Source organism: Dickeya dadantii NCPPB 898 (assembly GCF_000406145.1).
GTDB classification, from domain to species: domain Bacteria; phylum Pseudomonadota; class Gammaproteobacteria; order Enterobacterales; family Enterobacteriaceae; genus Dickeya; species Dickeya dadantii.
The window spans coordinates 4,043,571-4,067,145 of record NZ_CM001976.1 but is presented as its reverse complement, the minus strand read 5'-3'; the positions used below and the strand labels follow the sequence as shown (position 1 = coordinate 4,067,145).

Below are 23,575 nucleotides of genomic sequence, written 5' to 3'. Positions count from 1 at the left end.
CTGTCTCCGTTGTTGGAGTGAACATATCAAAAACAGGCAATTACACAATTTTAATTACAGTCTCTTTCCTGAGCATTGCAATGCTTTTTTCATCACTATTATTTTGTAGACTATCGACAAGGGCATTTTTATCTGCGATCGTTATTTTATCTTTATCTAACTCAATCAAAAAATAGTTTTTAGCTCGTCTGTCTCTTAATCCAACAGTATAAACAAACCCTATATATGTTTTCTTCCTAACATCTATTTTTCCAACTGCATCGAGACTTAAGCAAGTTGAGTTTTCGAAATCACCTTGACCAATAGATGGAACAATATTACTGATTTCTTTTTTGTCTATAGACCAACCAATAAAGCATAGCGGATTGTATTTTCTATAATAACCCTCGGCAGGGATTAGTGTGCCTAGATATTTACCGTTTTCAGTAATGTCAAAAGATTGTCCATTATCTATTTTTATCTGGTCTATTCCCAAGGGCTGTGTTTTTATCGACAGCTGCAATAATAGATTACTGCTATCAATCGGCGTTAACGTAATTGATGCATGCGCTTGAAGCGATATTGATAATGTTATTATTGTCAATATTTTCTTCATTGCTATTTCTCATCAATTTTCTTTATATCTCTTCTGAGATCAGCTATGCTCTTTTTTTCTGAGTCATTTTGAAATTTTTCAATGAGTTGACTTTTATCTTCTATAGTTCTTTTTTCTCTATTAAGCTCAATGAGAAAGTAGTTTTGAGCATATCTGTCTCTCAACCCTACAGTGTATATAAAGCCAATAAAGGTTCTTCCTTTTTCCTCTATTTTTCCTATTGCATCAAGTTTTGAACAGAGGGAAAGTTCAAAATATCCTTGCCCTATTGATGGGATGATTTTTGATATTGTTTTTTTATCAGTTGACCAACCAATAAAGCATAGCGGGTAATAGTTTTTATGAAATCCTTTGGCTGGAATGATTGTTCCTATGTATTTCCCGTCGTCAATAATGTCAAAGCTCTGATCGCTCTGGGTTTTTATATCAACTAGCCCTTTTTTATTTCCATATTTTATTACTTCACTTGATAGGGTTTTATCCTCATTCTTGATTAAATTAATAGATGCATAGGCTTGTAATGAGGCCAATAGCGCTATTAATAGTGAAGCATGTGCTATTTTTTTCATATGGGTCACCCTAACTTAACTCTGTTGTTCTGCAATGTACCAACAGGAAAAGCAATCCTGGCTTCTTCCATGAGTCAATCCATTTATTGTCCTAATGTGATGCTTTTATAACAAAAAAATGGTGTTGCTTCAAGGCAATGGTTGCCAGTTATGATTAAACTATCCTGACACGTATCGGCAGGATTTTTATTTGCTTAGAATATAGATATGTAATAGAAATTACATTATCATCGTTGGTTGTATCTTGCTTAATTAATATATTTCAATTGTTAAAGGGAATTTTATGGCCAATATCATTTATCTGAAAATAGAAGGTAAAAATCAGGGGCTGATCTCTTCTGGATGTGGATCTTATGACTCAATGGGGAACAAATGGCAAAAAGGGCATGAAAATGAGATTTTTGTCTATGAGCTAAACAATGCAGCAGAGCGTATCGATAATGTTGCATATCAACCTGTTGAAATTAGGAAACCAATTGATAAATCGACACCATTATTATTGAGCACGTTAAACGAGAACGAATATTTAACCTGTACTTTCATTTTCTACCGAACTTCAGAGAATGGGGGGATGGAGCAATATTTCTCAATAAAATTGACCGATGCAAAAGTAAAAAATATCAGAATGCACTACCCCAGTTCGATAACGCACAATGAATATCAACCAGAAGAGTTTATCTCTTTTACTTATAAAAACATGTTATGCGAACATGTCAAAGCCGGAACCAGTGCATATTGCATTTGGGAAAGTCAGCTGTTTTAATTAGTGGGATCTTCCTGCGTTATTATCTGGCACCATTGTGTGATATTAGGTGCCAGATAATTAAGCTGAAATTTAACGGTTTTTAGCTTTTTACAGCTTGCAAATTTTCTTCAAGGTACTTTTTAAGATCAATGATGCTTTTCTTTTCAGAGTAAAATTGTAGTTTTTCAATTGTATTGCTTACGTCTGTTATTGTTTTTCTTTCTTTATCTAGTTCAAGTAAAAAATAGTTTTGCGATGTTCTGTCACGCAATGCTACGGTATAAACAAAACCAATGAACGTTTTTCCTTTAACTTCAATTTTTCCTACTGCATCGAGACTCAGGCAGGTCACTGTTTCAAAAAATCCCCGACCGATAGAAATTTTTATATCTGAGATATTTTTATTATCTGAAGACCATCCAATGAAACAGAGTGGTTCAATATTGTTGTAATATCCTTCTGCGGGCACGATAGTGCCTATGTATTTTCCGTCTTCGCTGATGTCGAAAGTCTGATCTTTCTGTATTTTTATGCGGCTGATATCTGATGCTTGGCCTTTTATTATCAATTTCTTCAATATGCTACTATCATTAATTTTAGTTAGTTTAATAGTAGAATATGAACTCAATGGAATTATCAATGTGAGTATTGCCAACAGAACTTTCATTCTTTATCTTCCATCACCTTTTTAAGATGTCTTCTGATTGCAGAAATACTTTTTCTTTCATTGGTGTTTTGCAGAGGTTCTACAAGTTTACTTTTATCTACAATAGCTCTTCTATCCTGATCTAGCGCCAATAAAAAATAATTTTGTTCCGTTCTACCATCAGGTAAACCGACTGAATAAACAAATCCAATGAATATCTTTCCTGCGGACTCTATTTTTCCTAGCGCATCAAGGGTTTCGCATTGTGAAAACTCAAAATCACCATTCCCCATTGAGAAGACAATATTGGATATTGTCTTCTTGTCAGTAGACCAGCTAATAAAACAAACTGGATAGTAATTTTTATAAAATCCTTTTCCTGGTATTATTGTTCCTATGTTTTTATTGTTTTCATTAATGTCAAAAATTTGCTCTTCTTGTATTTTTATATCAACAATGCCTCTTTTATTGGCATCTTCAATGACTTGCTTTATCAGTGAATCTTCATTGTTTTTTATTAGGTTAATTGATGCGTAAGATTGCAACGATATTACCATAAAGAATATCATTGATACCGCTCTCACTCTTTTTTCTCCTTGGTGTTTTCAAGATGTTTTCGGAGTGCTGTAATGCTTTTTTTCTCACCATTATTCTGTAGCTCATCAATAACTGTACTTTTATCTACGATCGTTCTTTTATCTTTATCCAGCTCAAGCAAGAAGTAGTTTTTTGCTCGTCTATCTCTTAATCCAACAGTATAGACAAATCCTATATATGTCTTATCGCTAACGTCTATTTTCCCTACTGCATCGAGACTTAAGCAGGTTGAATTTTCGAAATCACCCTGGCCAATAGATGGAACAATATTACTGATTTCTTTTTTGTCTATCGACCAACCAATAAAACATAGCGGATTGTATTTTCTATAATAACCCTCGGCAGGGATTAGTGTTCCTAGATATAACCCATCCTTTTCTATTTCAAATGTTTGATCTTTTTCTATGTTAATGTCACTTATTTCTAATGATTTTGTTTTTTCAGTAAGTTGCCTGGAAAAATCAATGTTTTCAGGTTTTTTTAAGTTTATAGATGCGTAAGATTCGAATGATAATAATATGATTAAGTATGTCAGGAGTTTTTTCATTTTTTATCCTTATCTGTTTGTTAGTAGATTATAGTTGTTAGCTATAATTAAATCATATTTTTTCTTTTCGTAATCCTTGCCATTATAGTGTCTTGCAAATTTTTTCCAGTCTTTATGTTGTAGCGCTGAAAGTAGAACTGTTGAGCTTTTTATATGATTGATGAAAGAAAATACTTGCCCATTAATATTACTCATCGCGGCTACGAAACTTTCGACATCATCAAAGCCAGCTGTTCTATAATTTGCCCCCATAATCTGGAAAGCTCCCCATGAGGCCGACATTAATGCTGCTCGCCTGTCTAGTCTTATTGCTTGTTCAAGCCGCTCGTATTGACGGTTATTTGAACCATAACGATCGTATTGATCACCCGATATATCCGGATTTGACCGGTCGTATCTACCTTGTGTCAGACGACGAAAGTAGTGTCGTTCATAAAGTATTTTGGGTTTACCTGGGCTGATAAACGCGCTATTTAGCGCGGTTTCAGTCATTACAATCGCTTTAATCGCCGCTACTTCGCAGTTTAGCTCTCTGGCTGCATTCAGATAGAGCTCTTCGGAAACGCTGTCGCCGGAGTCGGCAGAAAATGATGGCTGAGAGGTTGCCGGGCGTCGGGTGTGAAGATGGTTTAATTTTCTCAGTGTAGGTCCGTGCGGGGAGACAATACCGTCAGGTGTACCCATTCCTAATATCTGGCGTTGAAAGTGGATAATGGCTGCCTGTGTTCTGGTGCCGACAATACCGTCAACGCTCAGTGTTCCGTTTGACCGGCTGTTCAGCAACTGTTGAACGGTTTTTACGTCTTCAACTCTGTTGATCTGCCCGTTGCCAACAGGAAAAGCAATCCTCGCTTCTTCCATGAGTCAATCCATTTATTGTCCTAAAGTGATACTTTTATAACAAAAAAAGGGTGCTGCTTCAAGGAAATGGCTGTCCAGTCGTGGTGAGCTTCGCGTCAGCCGTGCTTTTACTACTATCTGCCATATTCCTGCCGTTTCCTGCTATCATCCCGTTATCTTTGTTCATAAAAAAGCAGAAATGTAGAGGTTTATGGAAGCCTGGCTGGAGCATCTGATCACTCAATCGTTAGCCTGGTCGCTGACGGCGGTACTGCTGGTGGCGTTTCTGGAGTCGCTGGCGTTGGTGGGGCTGCTATTGCCCGGCACGCTGATGATGGCGTCGCTGGGGGCGCTGATCGGCAGCGGTAATATGGGGCTGTACCCGGCCTGGGGCATGGGCATCATCGGTTGCCTGCTGGGAGACTGGATTTCCTATTTTATCGGCTGGCGTTTCAAGGACCGGCTGCATAACTGGTCGTTTCTGCAAAAGCATCGGGCGTATCTGTATCGCACGGAAAAAATGCTGCATCAGCACAATATGGCGACCATCCTGATTGGGCGGTTTTTTGGCCCGACTCGTCCGCTGATCCCGATGGTGGCGGGGATGCTGGAGTTGTCGCCCCGGCGCTTTGCGTTGCCGAATATCATCGGCTGCCTTACCTGGCCGCCGGTTTATCTGCTGCCCGGCATTCTGGCCGGCGTGGCGATCGATATCCCCAAACAGGCCGACAGCGGCAGTTTCAAGTGGCTACTGTTGGTCACGGCTATTTTGCTGTGGGGAGCGGGCTGGCTGGTGTGGCGTCTGTGGCGTGTTCGTCGCGGAGCGAAAGCCGAATCAACCGGTTGGTTGACGGCTTCGCGTCTGTACTGGCTGGCGCCGCTGGTGTCGGTTATCGCCGCCGTCAGTCTGTGGCAGCTGTGGCAGCATCCGTTGATGCCGGTGTACCGTCGCCTGCTGTGGCAAATTCTGAATGGCTGAATCAAGGCCGAAGGCCATACCGGGAATCGGTATGGCCTCTGCGGCTCAGCGGTAAAACTCCGCCACCTGATCAAAAATACGCATCTCTTCGCCGTGGCGAGTCACCTGTAGCACGTCTTCCAGCTTTTCCACCTGACTGATCATCTGCGGCAGGCGCTGATCGTCTTTCACCAGTAGCCAGATACGGCTTTGCTCATTGCCCGGCAGCGGCATACACATGATGCCTTCTACGTTGAACGCGCGGCGGGCGAATAGCCCGCACACGTGCGACATCACGCCTGGGTGGTTGCGTACCGAGAGTTCCAGCGTGACCTGTGCGGTAATGGATGGGGTCTGCATGAGTTAATCTCCAATCATCTCAATGTTGGCGGCACCCGGCGGTACCATCGGGAACACTTTTTCGTTGATATCGATAGCGGCGTGAATTAAAGCCGGGCCGGGTTGTTGCAGGGCGTCGCGCAGGGCGGCTTGCGGGTTTTCAGCGGCGTTCAGATCGCAAGTGGCGAAGCCGAATCCGGCGGCAATCGCCAGAAAGTTGGTCTGATAGCGGTAGTCGGAGGCCACAAAATTCTGTTGGTAGAACAGATCCTGCTGCTGGTGCACCAGCCCCAGCGACTGGTTGTTCATCAACACGATTTTTACGTTCAGGTTTTCTTCCACGGCGGTAGCCATTTCCTGAATGTTCATCATCAGGCTGCCGTCGCCGGAAAAACAGACCACGGTACGCTGCGGTTCCGCCAGCGCGGCGCCGATAGCCGCGGGGACGCCAAAACCCATGGTGCCGAAACCGCCGGAGGTCAGCCACTGACGCGAGCGCCGCAGCGGATACGCCTGCGCCACCCACATCTGGTGCTGGCCCACATCGGTGGTAATGATGGCCTGATCGTCCAGTTGCTCGGCCACGGCGCGGATCAAACCATAGTGGCTGAGCGGATCGTCGGCGTTGGGCATACTGAACGGGAAATCGTGTTGCAGGGCGCGCACCTGGGCGAGCCAGTCGGCGCGCGGCTGACGGTCGACCAGCGGCAGCAACTGATCCAGCGCCTGCGCCACATCGGCGTGCAGCGCCACGTGCGGCTGGCGAATCTTGCCGAACTCCGCCGAATCAATATCGATATGGATCACGCGGGCATCCGGGCAGAACTCTTCCGCTTTGCCGATGGCGCGATCGTCAAAGCGGGCGCCCAGCACGATCAACAGGTCCGATTGCTGCAGGATCATATTGGTATAACGGGCGGCGTGCATGCCGAGCATACCGAGCGACAGCGGGTGATCCACCGGCATGGCGCCCAGCGCCATCAGCGTCATGGTGGTAGGCAGCCCGGCGCGTTCCGCCAGTTCGATAGCCTGCTGATGTGCGCCGGCGCTGATAATGCCGCCACCCAGATACAGGATCGGCCGTTTGGCCTGATTGATCATGGCGGCGGCGGCGCGCAGGGCATCCTGATCCACTACCGGCGCCGGGGTAAGCTCGGCCGGCGCGGGCAGTTCCGCCAGCTCAATGGTGGCCGTTTGTACGTCTTTGGGAATGTCCACCCAGACCGGACCGGGACGACCGGACTGCGCCAGCCGGAAGGCGTCATTGATCACCTGCGGCAGTTCGCTGATGTCGCGCACCAGATAGTTGTGCTTGGTGACCGGAATCGAGATGCCGTAGGTATCCACTTCCTGAAAGGCATCGGTGCCGATCATGCCGGACGGCACCTGGCCGGTGATGCACACCAACGGAATGGAGTCGAGTTTGGCATCGGCGATGGCGGTGAGCAGGTTGGTGGCGCCGGGACCGCTGGACGCCATGCAAACCGCTGCCTTACCGCTGGCGCGCGCCATACCCTGCGCGATGAATCCGGCTCCCTGTTCATGGCGGGCGAGTACGTGGCGAATGGTACGGCTTTTTCCCAACGCATCGTACAGCGGCAGCGCCGCCCCGCCCGGAATACCACTCACTGTGGTGATGCCTTGCTGCTCCAGCAGACGGATGATCAGCTCAGCTCCTGTATAACGCATAGTCATATCCTTTATCAGAGCCGGTGTCAGGGAGAGCGGGGAGGGTGGATAAAAGAAACCCCGCTCGGCTTGCGCCGGCGGGGTTTGGGAATCTAGGTTTGATTCGGAACCCGTTACGGCGCGCTGCCGACCACGACCACCACGCGCACGACGACGACCGCGTCAAGCAGCGCGGTGTTGTTTAGTAGTGCGAAAGTAGAGGCGGCGTGTTTCACGGAGAACCTTATATTCGTTTGGGTTAATCAGCGTCTTCATCTAACCATGAGTGCGGAAAATCAGACAAGGCTCTGTCGCACTGAAAACGCAAAATCGTGCGTAAGATCACATTTTTTTAGTAAGGGTTTCATTCTGTCATTTCAGACAGCACTGCCATCCCAGACCGCGCTGTCACCTCAAACCCAGGATCCGCGCCGCATCCGGGTGGCTGGCCAGTTCCCCGGTTGGGCCATCGTGATAGATGCGGCCGTCCACCACCAGTACGCAGCGCGGTGCGATGCGCATGGCGTCTTCCAACTGGTGCGACACCATCAACAGCGTTAACCGGCGATCCCGGCAGATCTCGTCCACCAGCGACAGCATTTCCTGGCGCAGAGCCGGATCGAGCGCGGAGAACGGCTCGTCCAGCAGCAGGATTGGTTGCTGGCGAATCAGGCAGCGCGCCAGTGCCGCCCGTTGCCGCTGGCCGCCGGACACCTGCGACGGCAGGCGTTCCAGTAAGTCCGACAGCCCCATGCGGCCGGCGATATCGCGCAGCGTCCCTTGTTGGTCCGCGGTCAGTTTCAGTCCGGGGTGCAGACCGAGCGCGATATTCTGCGCCAGCGTCAGGTGAGGAAACAGGTTGTTTTCCTGGAACAGGATCGACACCGGGCGTTTTGCCGGCGGCGTGGCGAGGTGATCCTGTCCGTTGAGCTGCAATCGGCCGCCGTCGGCCGGCAGGAAACCGGCGATCAGGCTGAGCAGCGTGCTTTTGCCTGCACCGCTTGGGCCGAGAATGGCGATGCGTTCGCCGGGCTGCGCTTGTAAATCAAAGCGCATCGGTAGGTGCTGGTAGAGGTAGGTCAACTTATCGAGCGCGATCATTAAGGCCTGCCAGTTTCTCAATCAGGGTAAACAGCATAAAACACAGCAGCAGCAGTAGCAGCGCCGTCACCGCGCCGTCGGCGCTGCGATAAGCGCCAATTTGCTGATAAAGATAAAACGGCAGGGTGCGGAACTGTTCGTTGCCGAACAAGGCGATGATGCCGAAATCGCCCACCGACAGCACGCTGGCAAAGGCTAGCGCCTGCGCGATGGGCGCGCGCAGCGCCTTCAGTTCCACCACCCTGAGACGATGCCAGCCGCGGATATCCAGCGACTGGCACAACAGACTGTAACGCGCCGCCGTGTCGACCATCGGGTTTTCCAGCACTTTCATCGCATAAGGAATGGCCAGCAGCGCGTTGGTCAATACCACCAGCCCGTAAGGGGAAGCCGGTAACCCGACGGTGCGGTTAAACAGCAGGAAAAAACCGGACGCCAGCACAATCCCCGGCATCGCCAGAATCAGCATTCCGCTGATATCCAGCAACTGGGCGGGCAGCCGCCGCTGGCGCAGTTTCAGTTCCCGGCTGCTCCACAGCAGCATCAATGTCAGCACCACGCTGAGCGCGCCGGCGGCCAGCGCGATGCGCAGCGAGGTCCGGAGCGTTTGCCATAACGCCGGCTGGCGTAACACGCCCGGCAGTGAACGGTTCAGGCCGTCCGCCACCACCGCCAGCAGCGGCGGCAACAGCAGCAGCAGCGCCGCCGCAATCAGCAGTGTATCGGTAACGCGGCTGAACCGGCTGTCCTGCGGATCGCGCCAGCTCAGGCGGTTGCCGGCGCCCACCGCCAGCAACTGGCCCAGCCGTTGGCTGAGTAGTACCAACCCCAGACAGCACACCATCTGCAATAGCGCCAGCAACGCGGCGCGCGCCGGGTCATAATCAAAGCTGAGCGCCTGATAGATCGCCAGTTCAATGGTAGTGGCTTGTGGACCGCCGCCCAGCGCCAGCACGGTGGCGAAGCTGGCGAAACACAGCATGAAAATCAGCGCGCCGGCGGGCAACAGCTGGCGGCGCAGCCACGGCCACTCCACCAGCCGGAAAAAGTGCCAGCCGCGCAGGCCAAGCTGGGCCGCCAGCTGGCGCTGCTCGGTGGCGATACCTTCCAGCGCCTGTAAAAATAGCCGGGTCGCCAGCGGCAGATTAAAAAAGACGTGGGCCAACAGAATGCCCCGCAAACCGTAAGGCGAAAAACGGTATTCGATGCCGACCTGCATCAGCAGGCGCGCCAGCCAGCCTTCACGGCCGTAGACGCTGAGAATGCCGAATACCGCCACCAGCACCGGCAGCACCAGCGTCATCGCGCACAGGCGTAACAGCAGGCGATGACCGGGAAAGCGGCGGCGGTACAACGCCCTCGCCAGGAACAGCGCGGGCAGGGTGGAAAGCAGCGCCGACAGCAGCGCCTGCCAGAAGCTGAAGCGGATGACATGCCACAGGTAACTGTCATCCCACAGCGATCGCCAGGGCGCACCGGGTGCGTCCAGCCACAGCGCGGCGAACGCCAGCGTCGCGGTGCCGGTCAACAGCGCGGCCGCCAGCAGCCCCGGCCACAGCCAGCCGGGAATCAGCGGCTGACGGCGCGTTGCCATGCCTGTACCCAATTCGCACGCTGTTCGGCCACCTGCTGCGAGGTGAATTCCAGCGCGGTGGCCGGCAGAGACAGGGTGTTATAGCCTGCGGGCAGCTCGGTTTTGATCACCGGGTACATCCAATTGGTGGTGGGGATGATCTGCTGGAAGGTCGGGCTGACCATGAATTGCAGGAAGCGTGCCGCCAACTGCGGGTTTTTACTGCCGGCCAGTTGCGCCGCCACTTCCACCTGCAGGTAGTGGCCTTCGCTGAAACTGGCCGCCGCGTAATTATCTTTCTTCTCGGCGATAAGGTGGTAAGCCGGCGAGGTGGTGTAGCTCAGCACCAGATCGGCTTCGCCCTTCAGGAACAGGCCGTAGGCTTCGCTCCAGCCTTTGGTGACGGTGACGGTTTTGGCCGCCAGTTTCTGCCAGGCCTGCGGCGCCTTGTCGCCATAGACTTTCTGCATCCACAGCAGCAGCCCCAGACCCGGCGTGCTGGTGCGCGGATCTTCATAGATCACTTTCCACGGCTGGTCGCTTTCTACCAGTTCGCGCAGGCTTTTCGGCGGGTTCTTCAGCTTATCCTTGTTGTAGACGAAGGCGAAATAGCCGTAGTCGAAGGGCAGGAAGGTGTCGTTGTGCCAGCCGCCGGGCACCGTCAGCCCGCTGGTGTTGACGCCATGCGGGGCGAACAGGCCGGTCTGTGCCGCCGCCTGCACCAGATTATTATCCAGCCCCAGCACCACGTCCGCCGGGGTATTTTTACCTTCCATGCGCAGGCGATTGAGCAGGGCGACGCCGTCTTCCAGCGCCACGAATTTCAGCTCGCAGTCGCACTCTTTTTCAAAGGCGGTTTTGACGCCCGGACCGGGGCCCCACTCCGAGGCGAACGAATCATAGGTGTAGACCGTCAGGGTCGGTTTGGCGAACACGGGGGCGGACAGCAGTAACAGGCAGGACAGTAATTTCTTTAACACTTTGCGCTCCAATTGTTGAAGGCGGCAAAGGTCTTTGAGCAAGCGGGATGCAGTCTCAAATCCCTTCGCCGGTATTAACCGGATCAGGTTCGACGGGTATTTTCTCAGCGACGCAAACGTACACGAACGTTGGCCGCACCCCGTTGAGAACGGCGGTATTGTAAAGTGTTTGTCACATCAGGAAAAGCGCCATCACCGTCGGCGGGCGGTTATGCTGTCGGATTCGGCGGCGCAAACCAGGCGGATTTGAAATCGAACCAGCCCAGGGTGTTCATTCGCAGCCCGCGCATGCTGACCTGCCCCTGCAACCGCAGCCAGTGGTGGAACAGCGGATGGATCTGCTGGCGGCTGACCAGTGACTGGCACCACTCCGCCAGCGATAACTGGCCCTGACGCCACTGGCGCGCGGTGTGTTCCAGTTCGTCATCGCCCAGGCAGTGCCGCAGCAGCGGCAGTTCGTACAGCATCGCGAACAGCGAAAATTCCAGCGGCAGATAGAAGTTGGCGCTGCCGAGCCAGAGATCGCTGGCGTCGTCGCCCTGACACCAGGCATCGAATTCCAGGCTGCGTAACGTCAGCGTGACGCCGTGCGACGCCAGCAGGCGGCCCATAATGCTGCTTATCACTTCGTATTCGGGGTGATCGCGGTAGCAGGTGAGGGTGAGGTGGGTCAGGCCGACCGGTTTTTCCCGCACCGCCCGCGGCGGGCTGTGATGCCAGCGCGGCAGCAGGCCGTAAGCGGGTGACCACTCGCTCTGGTACGGGCTATCGGCCAGGCCCAGCATCGCCACCGGGCTTAGCACCTGACACAACCAGTGACGGATCTCCGGGTCTGCCATTTGCGGCGAACGGCGGTCGAACAGCAGGAAATAGCAGCCTTCTTCGAGCCGGTTCTCCAGTTCATTGTCAGTGGTGTCGTCGCCCTGCAACGTGACGGTACAGGCGGGAATGATCGGCGCGTCCGGCAGCACCCAGATACTGACTTCGTCAATCAACGCCCGGTAGCCGAAATAGTCGTCAAACGCGGCGATTTTCAACTGGTTGGGCGAGTTGCGCACCACCTGATACGGCCCGGTGCCGATAGGCTGGCGCATAAAGTCCGGCAGCGTTTGCCACTCTTTGGGCAGGATCATCGCCGGTACGCTGCCGAGCAGCCACGGCAGCCAGTCGTCCGGCATGCTGAGCCTGATATCCAGCACGAACGGCGTGGGGGAGGCGATGTCGGTCAGGTGCGAGAACAGCGGCAGCGCCGTCAGTCGTGACAACGAGGCGATCACGTCCTCCATGGTCAACTCCCGGCCGTGGTGAAAACGAACCGCCGGGCGCAGATAGAAACGCCAGTGCAGCGGCGACAGCGCCTGCCAGTGGTGGGCGATATCCGGCAACAGTTCCCCATTTTCCTCATTTAGGCTGGTCAGCCCGCTGAAAATCTGGCGGGCGATGTGGGTTTCCGAACGTCGCAGCGCGCTGCCGGGCAGCAGATTGTGCATCGGCCGGTAGTACAGGATACGCAGCAGATGACGCCCTTGCCGCACGCTGCGACCAAGGTGCGACAGCAGCATCTGGCGTACGGTTTCCTTGTCGCCCACCAGTTGCACCAGTTGGTCGATGCGGTCCTGCTCCAGCAGGTCTTCAGCGCGCTGCTGTTGCAGGGTTAACCCGGTATAGAGAAAGCTGAGGCGCGAGCGTTTACCGCGTCCGGCTTCCGCCTGCCAGGTGAGCCAGCCCTGTTGTTGCATGGCGTTCAGCAGGGAGCGGATATGGCGGCGCGAGCAGTTGAGCAGCAGCGCCAGCTCCTGCAACGTGGTGTTGGTGTCCTGCCCCTGCAGGCATTGCCATAGCCGGATGAACTGCTGTTGCAGGCGTGGCGAAGACATAAAAGAGGAACTCCACGACTCAAGGTCATCAATATATTTTTCCCTATATTACGCGGATACTTTGAGTCAGTGAATGGTTCAGTGCATGAACCGCTGTGAAGGGGAGGCGATATGTGCCGGTTATTCCGCTTTTATCATCACTGGCTTTGCCGGGGTTGCCGTCGGGGATGGGGCGTGCTCACCGCCGCCCAGCGGATGGCGTTGCTGCTACAGGTTACCCAATGGCAGATCCCGGAAATGGATGAGGAAGACTATCGCCGCTGGCTGTAAAGCAGGCGGCAACATCGAATGAGAGTGAGAACGGCGGCGGGAAACCGCCACAGTGTTCTGAGTAATGGTGCTGTTCACCAGCCAGCGGCGTGTTCCGCTGGCTTTTTTTATGGCGAGTTCTATGGCGGAGCGTTATTCCACCGGTTTCAGGCGGGCGACAAAGTGGCGTAATACCGGCGGCTCGTAGGTGAAGGTCAGGCCTTTGATACCGCTGGCTCTTTCCTTCAGCGCAATCAACGAATCGGCGATGTAATCCATGTGATCGTTGGTATACACCCGGCGCGGGATGGTCAGGCGCAGCAGTTCCAGCGGCGACGGTTTCTGCTCGCCGGTGTCCGGATCTCGCCCCAGCAGCAACGAACCGATTTCCACACTGCGGATGCCCGCTTCCAGATAAAGCTCGTTATTCAGCGCCTGTGCCGGAAACTGTTCCGCCGGGATATGCGGCAGCAGCTTTTTGGCATCGACAAACACCGCGTGCCCGCCCACCGGGTACTGAATCGGGATGCCGCCGGCGCGCAGGCGCTCGCCAAGGTAGGTCACCTGACCGATGCGGTAGGTCAGATAATCCTCGTTCATGCCTTCCTCCAGCCCGATGGCCAGCGCTTCCATGTCGCGCCCGGCCAAACCGCCATAGGTGACGAAGCCTTCCATCGGCACGCAGCGGATGCGCACTTCATTAAACAGCTCTTCGTCGCTGCGAAAACAGCACAGGCCGCCGATGTTCACCATCGGGTCTTTCTTCGCCGACATGGTGAGCATGTCGCCGTATTGGTACATCTCGTGGACGATCTCCTTGATCGAACGGTTTTCGTAACCGGCTTCGCGCTGTTTGATAAACCAGGCGTTTTCACAGAAGCGGGCGGAGTCGATCACCACCGGAATGCCGTGCTGCTGCGCGATACGATACACCTCGCGCATGTTGCCCATCGAAATCGGCTGGCCGCCGGAGCTGTTGCAGGTGACGGTGGTGATGATCGCCACCACGTTGTCCGCGCCGTGTTGCTCGATGGTGGTGTGCAGCAGGTCAAGGTCGAAGTCGCCCTTCCAGTCGTAATAGGCGGTGGTGTCGAAGGCTTTTGGCGTCACCACGTTGATGGCGCGCGCGCCGTTCAGCTCCACATGGGCGGCGGTGGTGTCGAAATGGAAGTTGGAAATAAACACCGGTTTCTTGCCGCCGCCGGCGCGCTGCTTTTTGGCGATCAGACATGGGAACAGGATTTGCTCCGCGCCGCGCCCCTGATGGGTCGGGATGGTGAACGGATAACCCAGCAGCGCTTTCACCTGATCGCACAGGTGGTAGTAGTTGCGCGACCCGGCGTAGGCTTCGTCGCCCATCATCAGCCCCGCCCACTGACGGTCGCTCATGGCGCCGGTGCCGGAGTCGGTCAGCAGGTCGATGTAGACATCCTCGCTGCGCAGCAGAAACGGGTTATAGCCTGCTTCCTGCAGGGCGCGTTCCCGTTCGTCGCGGGTGGTCATGCGGATGTTTTCTACCATTTTGATGCGAAAAGGCTCAGGGATGCGTTTCATGCGATATCTCCACGACGCCCACCAGCAGACGTAACCGCCGCTGTATGACGTCAAAAATAGATTGAAATAAAAGGGAAAAATCAGAGCAAAGCTGAATCAGGCATGAAACGGGCGTGGGAAATCGTTGGTGAGACGGTGGTCGATGTTGAACCAGGGGCGACAATCGCCGGAGAGGCTCAGGTGATAACACCGGATAGCGCGTGTCATGAGGTCTCCTTATCTCGTGAATACGAATGATCAGAATAGGCGAAAAGCGATGGACAAAACCGTGATCCCGCAGGCAATCCGGAGGTCGTTGGTTGTGATTGGCATGAGAATAGAAATTGAGTCAATAATGTTTCTCATTATCGTGAGTAAATGATAAAACTGTGCGGGGTTTGAGGCCGTTATCGGCGCAAGTACCAACGGGCGGCGCGTTGCCGGAGAGTCACAAGCAGAGAGGTAAAGGCGAGTTATGGCTGGGGTAAAGGAATATAAAGTGTTTGATGTTACGTTGGCCCGCAAGACGTTGCTTACCCCATCGCTGATGTGCTGTGTATTCAGTGGCGAAGCGGTGAAAAAGATGAAAATCTGCTCGCCGGATCAACGAATTAAAGTGTTGCTGCCAGCAGAAGACGGCACGCCGTCGCGCCTGCCGGATGTCGGGGAGTGGTATAAGCTGGTGCAGGCAATGCCCAAAGAGCAACGCCCGATTCCCCGCACCTATACGCTGCGCAGTCTGGATACCGTCGCCGGAGAAATGGTGGTGGAATTCGTGGTACACGGCACAGAAGGCCCGGCTTCGGCCTGGGCGCTGAGCGTACAGCCCGGCGAAGAATTGCAGGTGGTGGCGCCGCGCGGCGATTTTGCCGGCGATAACGGCGGCTACGAGTGGGTGCTGTCGGAAAACGCCCGTCAGGTGCTGCTGATGGGGGATGAAACCGCGCTACCGGCGATTAAAGGCATTCTGGAACAGTTATCGCAACAGGATAACCCGCCGCAGGTGCAGGCGTTTATCGAAGTACCGTTGCAGGCGGATTGCATCGACTATCGCCATCTGGATTTCGCCGAGGTGGTCTGGCTGCCGCGCGAAGGCACCGGCGCGACCTATGGCGAGCGCTTGCTGGACGCGGCGCGTCAGTCGGCACGGCTGCCGGAGCATATCCACGCTGGCGCGGTAACGGTGGCCGAGATCCCGGATGGCGAAATCATGTGGGAACGGGCAAATGCTCAGCAAGGCCAATTCTTCGGCTGGGTAGCCGCCGAATCGTCAGCAGTGAAGGCGTTGCGCCGTTATCTGCTGGGAGAAAAAGGCATGACGCAGGAATCCATCACCTTTATGGCCTACTGGAGCCGGGGTCCGCGTTCTCATTGAGGTTGTTGACAAACAACCGTGTTGTTTTTGTTGCTGACGAGTTTATGCCAGATCGGTGGGAGGTTTCGTGCGTGACCTTGCACTTAAGAGGGGCTGCAATCAAAAGCCCACCGAGGTGGGCTTTGTGTGAGTGATAAAACGTCAAGCCGTAAGACGGCAAGGCCGAATTAACGCAGGAATACCGGTTGTTGCTGCTCGTAGCGGGCGATGGATGCGTCGTGCTGCAGTGTCAGACCGATGCTGTCCAACCCGTTGATCATGCAGTGACGGCGGAAGCTGTCTATCTCAAACGAGTAGGTGCTGTCACCCGCTTTAACCTGCTGCGCTTCCAGATCCACCGTGAAGGTGATGCCTTCATGGCTCGCCACCAGTTTGAACAGGTCGTCGATATCGGATTCGCTCAGTTTGACCGGCAACAGCTGGTTGTTGAACGAGTTGCCGTAGAAAATATCGGCAAAGCTCGGTGCGATCACCACCTTGAAGCCGTAGTCGGTCAGCGCCCACGGCGCGTGCTCGCGGGAAGAACCGCAGCCGAAGTTTTCGCGCGCCAGCAGAATACTGGCGCCTTTGTAACGCGGCTGGTTCAGCACGAAATCCGGGTTGGGCTGCTGGCCGGCGTCATCCAGAAAACGCCAGTCGTGGAACAGATGCTGACCGAAACCGGTGCGGGTTACCTTTTGCAGAAACTGCTTCGGGATAATGGCATCGGTATCGACGTTGGCGGCATCCAGCGGCACCACCAAACCAGTATGTTGGGTAAATTTAGCCATGGATTGCCTCTCTTAATTCAGTTCTCGAATGTCTGCGAAACGACCGGTAATCGCCGCCGCCGCCGCCATGGCCGGGCTGACCAGATGGGTACGGCCGCCGCGGCCCTGACGCCCTTCAAAGTTGCGGTTACTGGTGGAAGCGCAACGCTCGCCCGGATTCAGGCGGTCGTTGTTCATCGCCAGACACATGGAGCAGCCGGGCAGACGCCATTCGAAGCCGGCATCCAGAAAGATTTTGTCCAGACCTTCCTCTTCCGCCTGCGCCTTAACCGGGCCGGAGCCGGGAACCACATACGCCTGAACGCCGGCAGCCACTTTACGGCCTTTGGCGATGGCGGCGGCGGCGCGCAGATCTTCAATTCGGGAGTTGGTGCAGGAGCCGATAAATACTTTGTCGATCGCCACCTCGGTCATTTTCACGCCCGGTTGCAGGCCCATGTAGGCCAATGCTTTTTCTGCTGAGGCGCGCTCCACCGGGTCGCTGAAGGATTCCGGCGCCGGGATGATTTGATCGACGGCGATCACCTGACCGGGGTTGGTGCCCCAGGTCACCTGCGGGGCGATATCGGCGGCGTTCAGCGTTACTACCGCGTCGTAGTGGGCGTCGGCATCGGAACGCAGGGTTTTCCAGTATGCTACCGCGGCGTCCCAGTCGCTGCCGGTGGGCGCGAACTGGCGGCCTTCCAGGTAAGCGAAGGTGGTGTCGTCCGGCGCCACCAGACCGGCTTTAGCGCCCATTTCGATCGCCATGTTGCACAGGGTCATGCGGCCTTCCATGCTCAGCGCCTCAATCGCTTTGCCGGTGAATTCCACTACATGACCGGTGCCACCGGCGCTGCCGGTTTTACCGATGATCGCCAGCACGATGTCTTTGGCGGTGATGCCGGAAGCGGCGTCGCCGGCAACCTCGATTTTCATGGTTTTGGCACGGCCCTGTTTCAGGGTCTGGGTCGCCAACACATGCTCTACTTCCGAGGTGCCGATGCCGAACGCCAGCGAGCCGAACGCGCCGTGGGTGGCGGTGTGGGAGTCGCCGCAGACGATGGTCATCCCCGGTAGCGTCATGCCCTGCTCGGGCCCGATAACGTGCACGATGCCCTGAAACGGGTGGTTCAGGTCATACAACTGCACGCCGAACTCGGCGCAGTTCTTGATCAATTCCTGCATCTGGATGCGGGCCATCTCGCCGCTGGCGTTGATGTCGCGGGTCTGGGTGGACACGTTATGGTCCATGGTGGCGAAGGTCTTGCCCGGCTGGCGGACTTTGCGGCCCATGGCGCGCAGGCCGTCGAACGCCTGCGGCGACGTCACTTCATGTACCAGATGACGGTCGATATACAGCAACGGGGTTTCATTCGGCGCTTCGTGCACCAGGTGCGCGTCGAACAGCTTCTGATATAAGGTCTTACCCATGATTAGGCCCCTTCTGCTACAAACCGGGCGATGGCGTCGCCCATTTCATCGGTGGTGATGGCGTTGCCGCCGCTGACCAGATCGCCGGTGCGGTAACCTTCCGCCAGCGCCTGATTAACCGCCTGCTCGATGGCGGTGGCGGCGTCGTCGGCCCCCAGGCTATAGCGCAGCAGCAGCGCGGCGGAGAGGATCTGGGCGATCGGGTTAGCGATGTTCTTGCCGGCGATATCCGGCGCGGAACCGCCTGCCGGTTCATACAGACCGAAACCTTGCTCATTCAGGCTGGCGGACGGCAGCATACCCATCGAACCGGTGATCATCGCGCACTCGTCGGACAGGATGTCGCCGAACAGGTTGGAGCACAGCAGCACGTCGAACTGAGACGGGTCTTTGATCAACTGCATGGTGGCGTTGTCGATGTACAGATGGTTCAGACGGACATCCGGGTAGTCGCGGGCGATCTCGCTGACGATTTCACGCCACAGGATCGAGCTTTGCAGCACGTTGGCTTTGTCGATAGACGTGACGATGCTGCGGCGTTTGCGCGCGGACTCAAAGGCGATGCGGGCGATACGCTCGATTTCGAAACGGTGATACACCTCGGTGTCGAAGGCGCGTTCGTACATGCCGCTACCTTCGCGGCCTTTCGGCTGGCCGAAGTAGATACCGCCGGTCAGTTCACGCACGCACAGGATGTCAAAGCCGTTGGCGGCGATGTCGCTGCGCAGCGGGCAGAAAGCTTCCAGCCCCTGGTACAGGCGCGCCGGGCGCAGGTTGCTGAACAGGCGGAAGTGTTTACGCAGCGGCAGCAGCGCGCCGCGCTCCGGTTGCTCCGCCGGCGGCAGGTGTTCCCATTTCGGGCCGCCGACCGAACCGAACAGAATGGCGTCCGCCTGCTCGCAGCCTTCAATGGTGCCCTGCGGCAGCGGCGTGCCCTGACGGTCGATGGCGATGCCGCCTACGTCGTATTCGCTGGTGGTGATGCGCAGACCAAAACGCTGGCGAACCGCATCCAATACTTTATACGCCTGAGCCATGACTTCCGGGCCGATGCCGTCACCGGGTAAGACGGCGATATGGTAACTCTTGGTCATCACACTGTTTCCTGACTGTTGTGTTTGTTGTGTTGCTGCAAACGCTGCACTTCTTTTTCGACCAGTTGCGCACGCTTGATGTTGTTTAATACGTTAACCATCGCGTTGGCGGAGGATTCCACAATATCGGTCGCCAGACCCACGCCGTGGAAACGACGTCCCTGATATTCCACCACGATGTCCACCTGCCCGAGCGCTTCCTTACCTTGTCCCTTAGCGGACAACTGGTATTTGACCAGCGTGATCGGGTAGCCGGTAATGCGGTTGATGGCCTGATATACCGCGTCTACCGGGCCGTTGCCGGTGGCGGCTTCGGACAGTGTCTCTTCGCCGCATGACAATTTGACGGACGCGGTCGCCATTACGCTGGAGCCGGACTGAACGCTGAAGTAGTCCAGACGATAAAACTCGGAGCTTTCCTGCTGGTTGTTGATGAACGCCAGCGCTTCCAGGTCATAGTCGAACACCTGACCTTTCTTGTCGGCCAGTTTGAGGAAGTCGGCGTACAGAGTGTCCAGATTGTAGTCGCCTTCTTTATAACCCATCTCTTCCATGCGGTGTTTGACCGCGGCGCGGCCGGAACGGGAAGTCAGGTTCAACTGCACTTCTTTCAGGCCGATGGATTCCGGCGTCATTATTTCGTAGTTTTCGCGGTTCTTCAGTACGCCGTCCTGATGGATGCCGGAAGAGTGGGCGAAAGCGTTGGAGCCAACCACCGCCTTGTTGGCCGGGATCGGCATGTTGCAGATCTGGCTGACGATCTGGCTGGTGCGGTAGATTTCCTGATGGTTGATGCCGGTGTGCAGGTTCATCAACTGGCTGCGCACTTTGATTGCCATAATCACTTCTTCCAGCGAACAGTTGCCGGCGCGTTCGCCGATACCGTTCAGGGTGCCTTCCACCTGACGCGCGCCGGCGTGTACCGCCGCCATCGCGTTGCCGACCGCCAGACCGAGGTCGTCGTGGGTGTGTACGGAAATAATGGCTTTATCGATGTTGGGAACGCGCTGATACAGTGAAGCGATGATGTTGCCGAATTCGTGGGGCAGGGTGTAACCGACGGTGTCCGGGATGTTGATGGTACGGGCGCCGGCGTTGATCGCGGCTTCCACTACCCGGCTCAGGTCTTCGATCGGGGTACGGCCGGCGTCTTCGCAGGAGAACTCCACGTCGTCGGTGTAGTTGCGGGCGCGTTTGATCATATAGGTCGCCCGTTCAATCACCTCATCCAGCGTGCTGCGCAGCTTGGTGGCGATATGCATCGGCGAGGTGGCGATAAAGGTGTGGATGCGGAATGCATCGGCGACGCGCAATGATTCGGCAGCGACATCGATATCTTTTTCGACGCAGCGGGCGAGGGCGCAGACGCGGCTATTTTTGATATTACGGGCGATGGTCTGTACGGATTCGAAATCACCGGGGGAGGACACCGGAAAACCCACTTCCATCACATCGACGCCCATCCTTTCCAGCGCCTGCGCAATCTGGAGTTTTTCCTTCACACTCAGGCTGGCCTGCAGCGCTTGCTCACCGTCACGCAACGTCGTATCGAAAATAATAACTTGTTGGTTCATCGGTCTGGTTCCTTTGTTCTGTTTGCTTGGGCGCCCGGCGAGTAAAAAAAAACCCGCGCATCGGCGCGGGTTTTTTATATGAGGTGTGACGTGAAATCAGCTCTGGATTTCGCCCACCGGCATACCGCGCACGTGAGATGCGTTTAGTAGTAGGCCTGGTAGCTGAGCGAAGTTAAACATGCTGTTTCGTTGTCCAAATCGATTAAAAGTTCAGTTCTGCTTTTATTGGTACTTGATTCCCGCATTGATGTCAACCTCGGGATCGCATACGGTAGCGGTATGTGGTGTGTTTTACCCGTCACATTCCCGGCTGAAAAGCGGCGGAAAGCGCTTTGACGACGTTGATGAGCGCGGTAGACTGCCTGCCCGATTTTTCCGCCTATTTTTGAGATTGCCAGGCCCGCACGCGCATGAAGACGAATTCACTCCCGCAATACCATCTGGTTCACCGCATTCAGCAGCAGATTGCTCAGCGCCCTGACGCGCTGGCATTTCGCGAGTGGGCACCCGAACAGGAACAACAACTCGACTGGCATCAGGTGGGCGAGCGTATCCGCCGCATCGCCTGCGGCCTGCTGGGGCTGGGCGTTGATGTTCAGGAACGGGTGGCGATCTTTTCCGACAATGCTATCAACTGGTCGCTGGCGGATCTGGCGTTGCTGCACCTGCGGGCGATTACCGTACCGCTCTATGCCACCAGCTCGGCGGCGCAGGCGTCGTTCATTCTCAATGAGGCGGATATTCGTACCGTTTTTGTCGGCGGACAGGCGCAGTTTGATCTGCTGATGTCGCTGCGCGATAGCTGCCCGCAATTGCGCACCATTATTCTGCTGGATGAGCAGATTCGCCGTCGCGGTTGTGATATCGCGATATCGCTACAGGAGTTTGAAGAACAGGCGGAACTGTCGGTGTGGGAGCCAGTGCTGCGCCAACGGGTGGCCGATCGGGATTTAAGCGATCTGTTCACGTTGATCTATACCTCCGGCACCACCGGCGAGCCCAAAGGCGTGATGCTGGATTACGCCAATATGGCGACCCAACTGGTGCTGCATGATGAACGGTTGCAGACCAGCGAACAGGACGTCTCGTTGTGTTTTCTGCCGCTGTCACATGTCTTCGAACGCGCCTGGAGTTTCTTTATCATGCACCGCGGCGCGCAGAACGTGTACCTGCGTGACACCAATCAGGTGCGTGAGGCGATGGCGGCGGTCAGCCCTACCGTGATGTGCGCAGTGCCGCGTTTCTACGAGAAGGTGTTCAGCGCGATCCATGAGAAGGTGGCGCAGGCGCCGTGGCACCGTCGCACGTTGTTTCACTGGGGAATCGCACAAGGCAATAAGCGCTGTTTGCGCCGGCAGGCCGGAAAACGCGCCGGGGTGTGGAACGCGTTGACGTATCGCCTTGCCGATCGGTTGGTGTTGTCGCGTTTGCGCCAATTGCTGGGGGGAAAGGTGCGTTTTCTGCCGGCGGCGGGCGCGCGTCTGGATGACAATATCATCGCCTTCTTCCAGGCCATGGGGGTCCGTATCATTTATGGCTACGGCCTGACGGAAACCTGCGCCACCGTGTCCTGTTGGGAAGCTGACCACTACCGGCTTGGGTCGGTTGGTACGCCGTTGTCGGGCATCGAAGTGCGCATCGGCGAGCAAAATGAAATTCAGGTACGCGGCGCCACCGTGATGCGCGGTTACTACCAGCGCCCACAAGACACCGAGGCAGCGTTCACGCCAGACGGCTGGTTTAAAACTGGTGATGTGGGCGACGTAGACGGTAACGGTAACCTTTTCATCACCGAACGCCTCAAAGATCTGATGAAAACCTCGGGCGGTAAATATATTGCGCCACAGCATTTGGAAGGCGCGTTGGGGCAGGATCGCTTCATTGAGCAGGTCGCGGTGATCGCCGACGCCCGCAAGTATGTCTCCGCGTTGATCGTTCCCTGCTTTGAGGCGCTGGAGGAGTACGCCCGTTCGATCAATCTGGGGTATCAGGACCGGCTGGAGCTGCTGCGCCACAGCCACATCTTGTCGCTGTTCGAACAGCGCTTGCGCGACATGCAGAAAGAGTTTGCTCGTTTTGAACAGGTGAAAAAGTTCACCCTGCTGCCCGCGCCGTTCAGCCAGGAAGAAGGTGAACTGACCCCGACGTTAAAACTCCGCCGGAAGGTCATTCATCAGCGTTATCAGCTGGAAATCGAAGCCATGTACGCCGACTAGCAGTCGTTTCGATGGTAATCGTTGCGCCGTAACGCAATTTTATCGTCAATATTTCACTCTGTAATGCCTGACCACGGCGGGATATTTTTTAACGCTGTGGTCACTCCCCAGCGTTTTATCTCTCTGCTCTCTCTTTTAACAGTTGATTTACCATAATCACGTCATTCCCCGTTCCGGCGCGGCGTTTGCCTGCTTCATAATCCGGCGTTATGTTAATAAGTTATATGTAAAAACCCGGGCGGTGTTTGGCGATGGGGCCGGCGTGCGATTAACAACCGAATCTACGCCTTGCTCTCTACATCGAATACCGTCTCAA

Annotated in this window: 23 protein-coding genes and 1 riboswitch; of the genes, 5 read left to right on the top strand and 18 right to left on the bottom strand. The window is 54.8% G+C overall.

Annotated features, from left to right (window positions below; genetic code table 11):
* Positions 1–40 precede the first annotated feature (40 nt).
* Positions 41–595, bottom strand: a complete 555-nt coding sequence (locus DDA898_RS18255) for a hypothetical protein (protein ID WP_038911981.1) — start codon at positions 593–595, stop codon at positions 41–43.
* A 2-nt stretch (positions 596–597) separates the two neighbouring features.
* Positions 598–1,164, bottom strand: coding sequence for a hypothetical protein (locus DDA898_RS18250; RefSeq protein ID WP_038911980.1), 567 nt, complete (start codon positions 1,162–1,164; stop codon positions 598–600).
* A gap of 283 nt (positions 1,165–1,447) precedes the next feature.
* On the opposite strand from DDA898_RS18250, the gene DDA898_RS18245 reads away from it, so the two are divergent.
* Positions 1,448–1,927: an Hcp family type VI secretion system effector gene (locus tag DDA898_RS18245; RefSeq protein ID WP_038911978.1), complete on the top strand. Its 480-nt coding sequence runs from the start codon at positions 1,448–1,450 to the stop codon at positions 1,925–1,927.
* An 82-nt stretch (positions 1,928–2,009) separates the two neighbouring features.
* Here DDA898_RS18245 and DDA898_RS18240 read toward each other — a convergent pair whose 3' ends face one another.
* Genes DDA898_RS18240 through DDA898_RS18225 form a run of 4 tightly spaced genes read right to left on the bottom strand, consistent with a single transcriptional unit; the run spans position 2,010 to position 4,560 of the window.
* On the bottom strand, positions 2,010–2,576 hold the full coding sequence (locus tag DDA898_RS18240; RefSeq protein ID WP_038911977.1) for a hypothetical protein: 567 nt from the start codon (positions 2,574–2,576) through the stop codon (positions 2,010–2,012).
* Positions 2,573–3,139: a hypothetical protein gene (locus tag DDA898_RS18235; RefSeq protein WP_038911976.1), complete on the bottom strand. Its 567-nt coding sequence runs from the start codon at positions 3,137–3,139 to the stop codon at positions 2,573–2,575. Before DDA898_RS18235 ends, DDA898_RS18240 begins: the two co-directional genes overlap by 4 nt.
* Positions 3,136–3,699 (bottom strand): hypothetical protein, encoded by a 564-nt coding sequence (locus tag DDA898_RS18230; protein ID WP_038911975.1) that lies wholly within the window; start codon positions 3,697–3,699, stop codon positions 3,136–3,138. The genes DDA898_RS18235 and DDA898_RS18230 overlap by 4 nt, the downstream gene beginning before the upstream one ends.
* Before the next feature lie 9 nt (positions 3,700–3,708).
* Complete coding sequence (locus DDA898_RS18225; protein WP_038911973.1) at positions 3,709–4,560, bottom strand: N-acetylmuramidase domain-containing protein; 852 nt, start codon at positions 4,558–4,560, stop codon at positions 3,709–3,711.
* Positions 4,561–4,750: 190 nt separating this feature from the next.
* On the opposite strand from DDA898_RS18225, the gene DDA898_RS18220 reads away from it, so the two are divergent.
* Complete coding sequence (locus tag DDA898_RS18220) at positions 4,751–5,518, top strand: DedA family protein (RefSeq protein ID WP_038911972.1); 768 nt, start codon at positions 4,751–4,753, stop codon at positions 5,516–5,518.
* Between the two features lie 45 nt (positions 5,519–5,563).
* Here the strand turns inward: DDA898_RS18220 and ilvN are convergent, their stop codons facing one another.
* The 6 genes from ilvN to sgrR all read right to left on the bottom strand — a co-directional run bounded on the left by ilvN (position 5,564) and on the right by sgrR (position 13,035).
* Entirely contained in the window at positions 5,564–5,857 is a 294-nt protein-coding gene (gene ilvN / locus DDA898_RS18215; protein WP_013319493.1) for an acetolactate synthase small subunit, read from the bottom strand.
* 3 nt (positions 5,858–5,860) lie between these two features.
* A complete protein-coding gene (gene ilvB / locus DDA898_RS18210; protein ID WP_038911971.1) occupies positions 5,861–7,525 on the bottom strand; it encodes an acetolactate synthase large subunit in 1,665 nt (554 codons plus the stop codon).
* A 387-nt stretch (positions 7,526–7,912) separates the two neighbouring features.
* A complete protein-coding gene (gene thiQ / locus DDA898_RS18205; protein WP_038911970.1) occupies positions 7,913–8,605 on the bottom strand; it encodes a thiamine ABC transporter ATP-binding protein ThiQ in 693 nt (230 codons plus the stop codon).
* Entirely contained in the window at positions 8,589–10,199 is a 1,611-nt protein-coding gene (gene thiP, locus DDA898_RS18200; RefSeq protein ID WP_038911969.1) for a thiamine/thiamine pyrophosphate ABC transporter permease ThiP, read from the bottom strand. The genes thiQ and thiP overlap by 17 nt, the downstream gene beginning before the upstream one ends.
* A complete protein-coding gene (gene thiB, locus DDA898_RS18195) occupies positions 10,175–11,158 on the bottom strand; it encodes a thiamine ABC transporter substrate binding subunit (RefSeq protein ID WP_038912646.1) in 984 nt (327 codons plus the stop codon). Before thiB ends, thiP begins: the two co-directional genes overlap by 25 nt.
* A 42-nt stretch (positions 11,159–11,200) precedes the next feature.
* Positions 11,201–11,311: riboswitch (TPP riboswitch) on the bottom strand.
* Between the two features lie 56 nt (positions 11,312–11,367).
* Positions 11,368–13,035: an HTH-type transcriptional regulator SgrR gene (gene sgrR / locus DDA898_RS18190; protein ID WP_038911968.1), complete on the bottom strand. Its 1,668-nt coding sequence runs from the start codon at positions 13,033–13,035 to the stop codon at positions 11,368–11,370.
* 111 nt (positions 13,036–13,146) lie between these two features.
* Here sgrR and sgrT point away from each other — a divergent pair, with 111 nt between their 5' ends.
* Complete coding sequence (gene sgrT / locus DDA898_RS18185; RefSeq protein ID WP_033112088.1) at positions 13,147–13,305, top strand: glucose uptake inhibitor SgrT; 159 nt, start codon at positions 13,147–13,149, stop codon at positions 13,303–13,305.
* A gap of 132 nt (positions 13,306–13,437) precedes the next feature.
* Here the strand turns inward: sgrT and tnaA are convergent, their stop codons facing one another.
* Both tnaA and tnaC read right to left on the bottom strand, forming a co-directional pair.
* The gene (gene tnaA / locus DDA898_RS18180; protein WP_038902096.1) at positions 13,438–14,838 is read right to left on the bottom strand and encodes a tryptophanase; all 1,401 of its coding nucleotides are present in this window, start codon (positions 14,836–14,838) and stop codon (positions 13,438–13,440) included.
* Positions 14,839–14,934: 96 nt separating this feature from the next.
* Complete coding sequence (gene tnaC, locus DDA898_RS22535) at positions 14,935–15,045, bottom strand: tryptophanase leader peptide (RefSeq protein WP_071604566.1); 111 nt, start codon at positions 15,043–15,045, stop codon at positions 14,935–14,937.
* 247 nt (positions 15,046–15,292) lie between these two features.
* Between tnaC and DDA898_RS18175 the strand changes: the two genes are divergently transcribed.
* A complete protein-coding gene (locus DDA898_RS18175; protein WP_038911967.1) occupies positions 15,293–16,192 on the top strand; it encodes a siderophore-interacting protein in 900 nt (299 codons plus the stop codon).
* A gap of 167 nt (positions 16,193–16,359) precedes the next feature.
* Here DDA898_RS18175 and leuD read toward each other — a convergent pair whose 3' ends face one another.
* From leuD to leuA, 4 genes are read right to left on the bottom strand one after another with little or no spacing between them, the layout of a single operon-like run.
* Positions 16,360–16,962, bottom strand: a complete 603-nt coding sequence (leuD, locus tag DDA898_RS18170; RefSeq protein WP_038911966.1) for a 3-isopropylmalate dehydratase small subunit — start codon at positions 16,960–16,962, stop codon at positions 16,360–16,362.
* A gap of 12 nt (positions 16,963–16,974) precedes the next feature.
* Positions 16,975–18,375, bottom strand: a complete 1,401-nt coding sequence (leuC, locus tag DDA898_RS18165; protein ID WP_038911965.1) for a 3-isopropylmalate dehydratase large subunit — start codon at positions 18,373–18,375, stop codon at positions 16,975–16,977.
* Positions 18,376–18,377: 2 nt separating this feature from the next.
* The gene (gene leuB, locus DDA898_RS18160) at positions 18,378–19,469 is read right to left on the bottom strand and encodes a 3-isopropylmalate dehydrogenase (RefSeq protein WP_013319482.1); all 1,092 of its coding nucleotides are present in this window, start codon (positions 19,467–19,469) and stop codon (positions 18,378–18,380) included.
* The gene (gene leuA, locus DDA898_RS18155; RefSeq protein ID WP_013319481.1) at positions 19,469–21,043 is read right to left on the bottom strand and encodes a 2-isopropylmalate synthase; all 1,575 of its coding nucleotides are present in this window, start codon (positions 21,041–21,043) and stop codon (positions 19,469–19,471) included. Before leuA ends, leuB begins: the two co-directional genes overlap by 1 nt.
* 410 nt (positions 21,044–21,453) lie before the next feature.
* Here leuA and DDA898_RS18150 point away from each other — a divergent pair, with 410 nt between their 5' ends.
* On the top strand, positions 21,454–23,259 hold the full coding sequence (locus DDA898_RS18150) for an AMP-dependent synthetase/ligase (protein ID WP_038911964.1): 1,806 nt from the start codon (positions 21,454–21,456) through the stop codon (positions 23,257–23,259).
* Positions 23,260–23,575 lie beyond the last annotated feature (316 nt).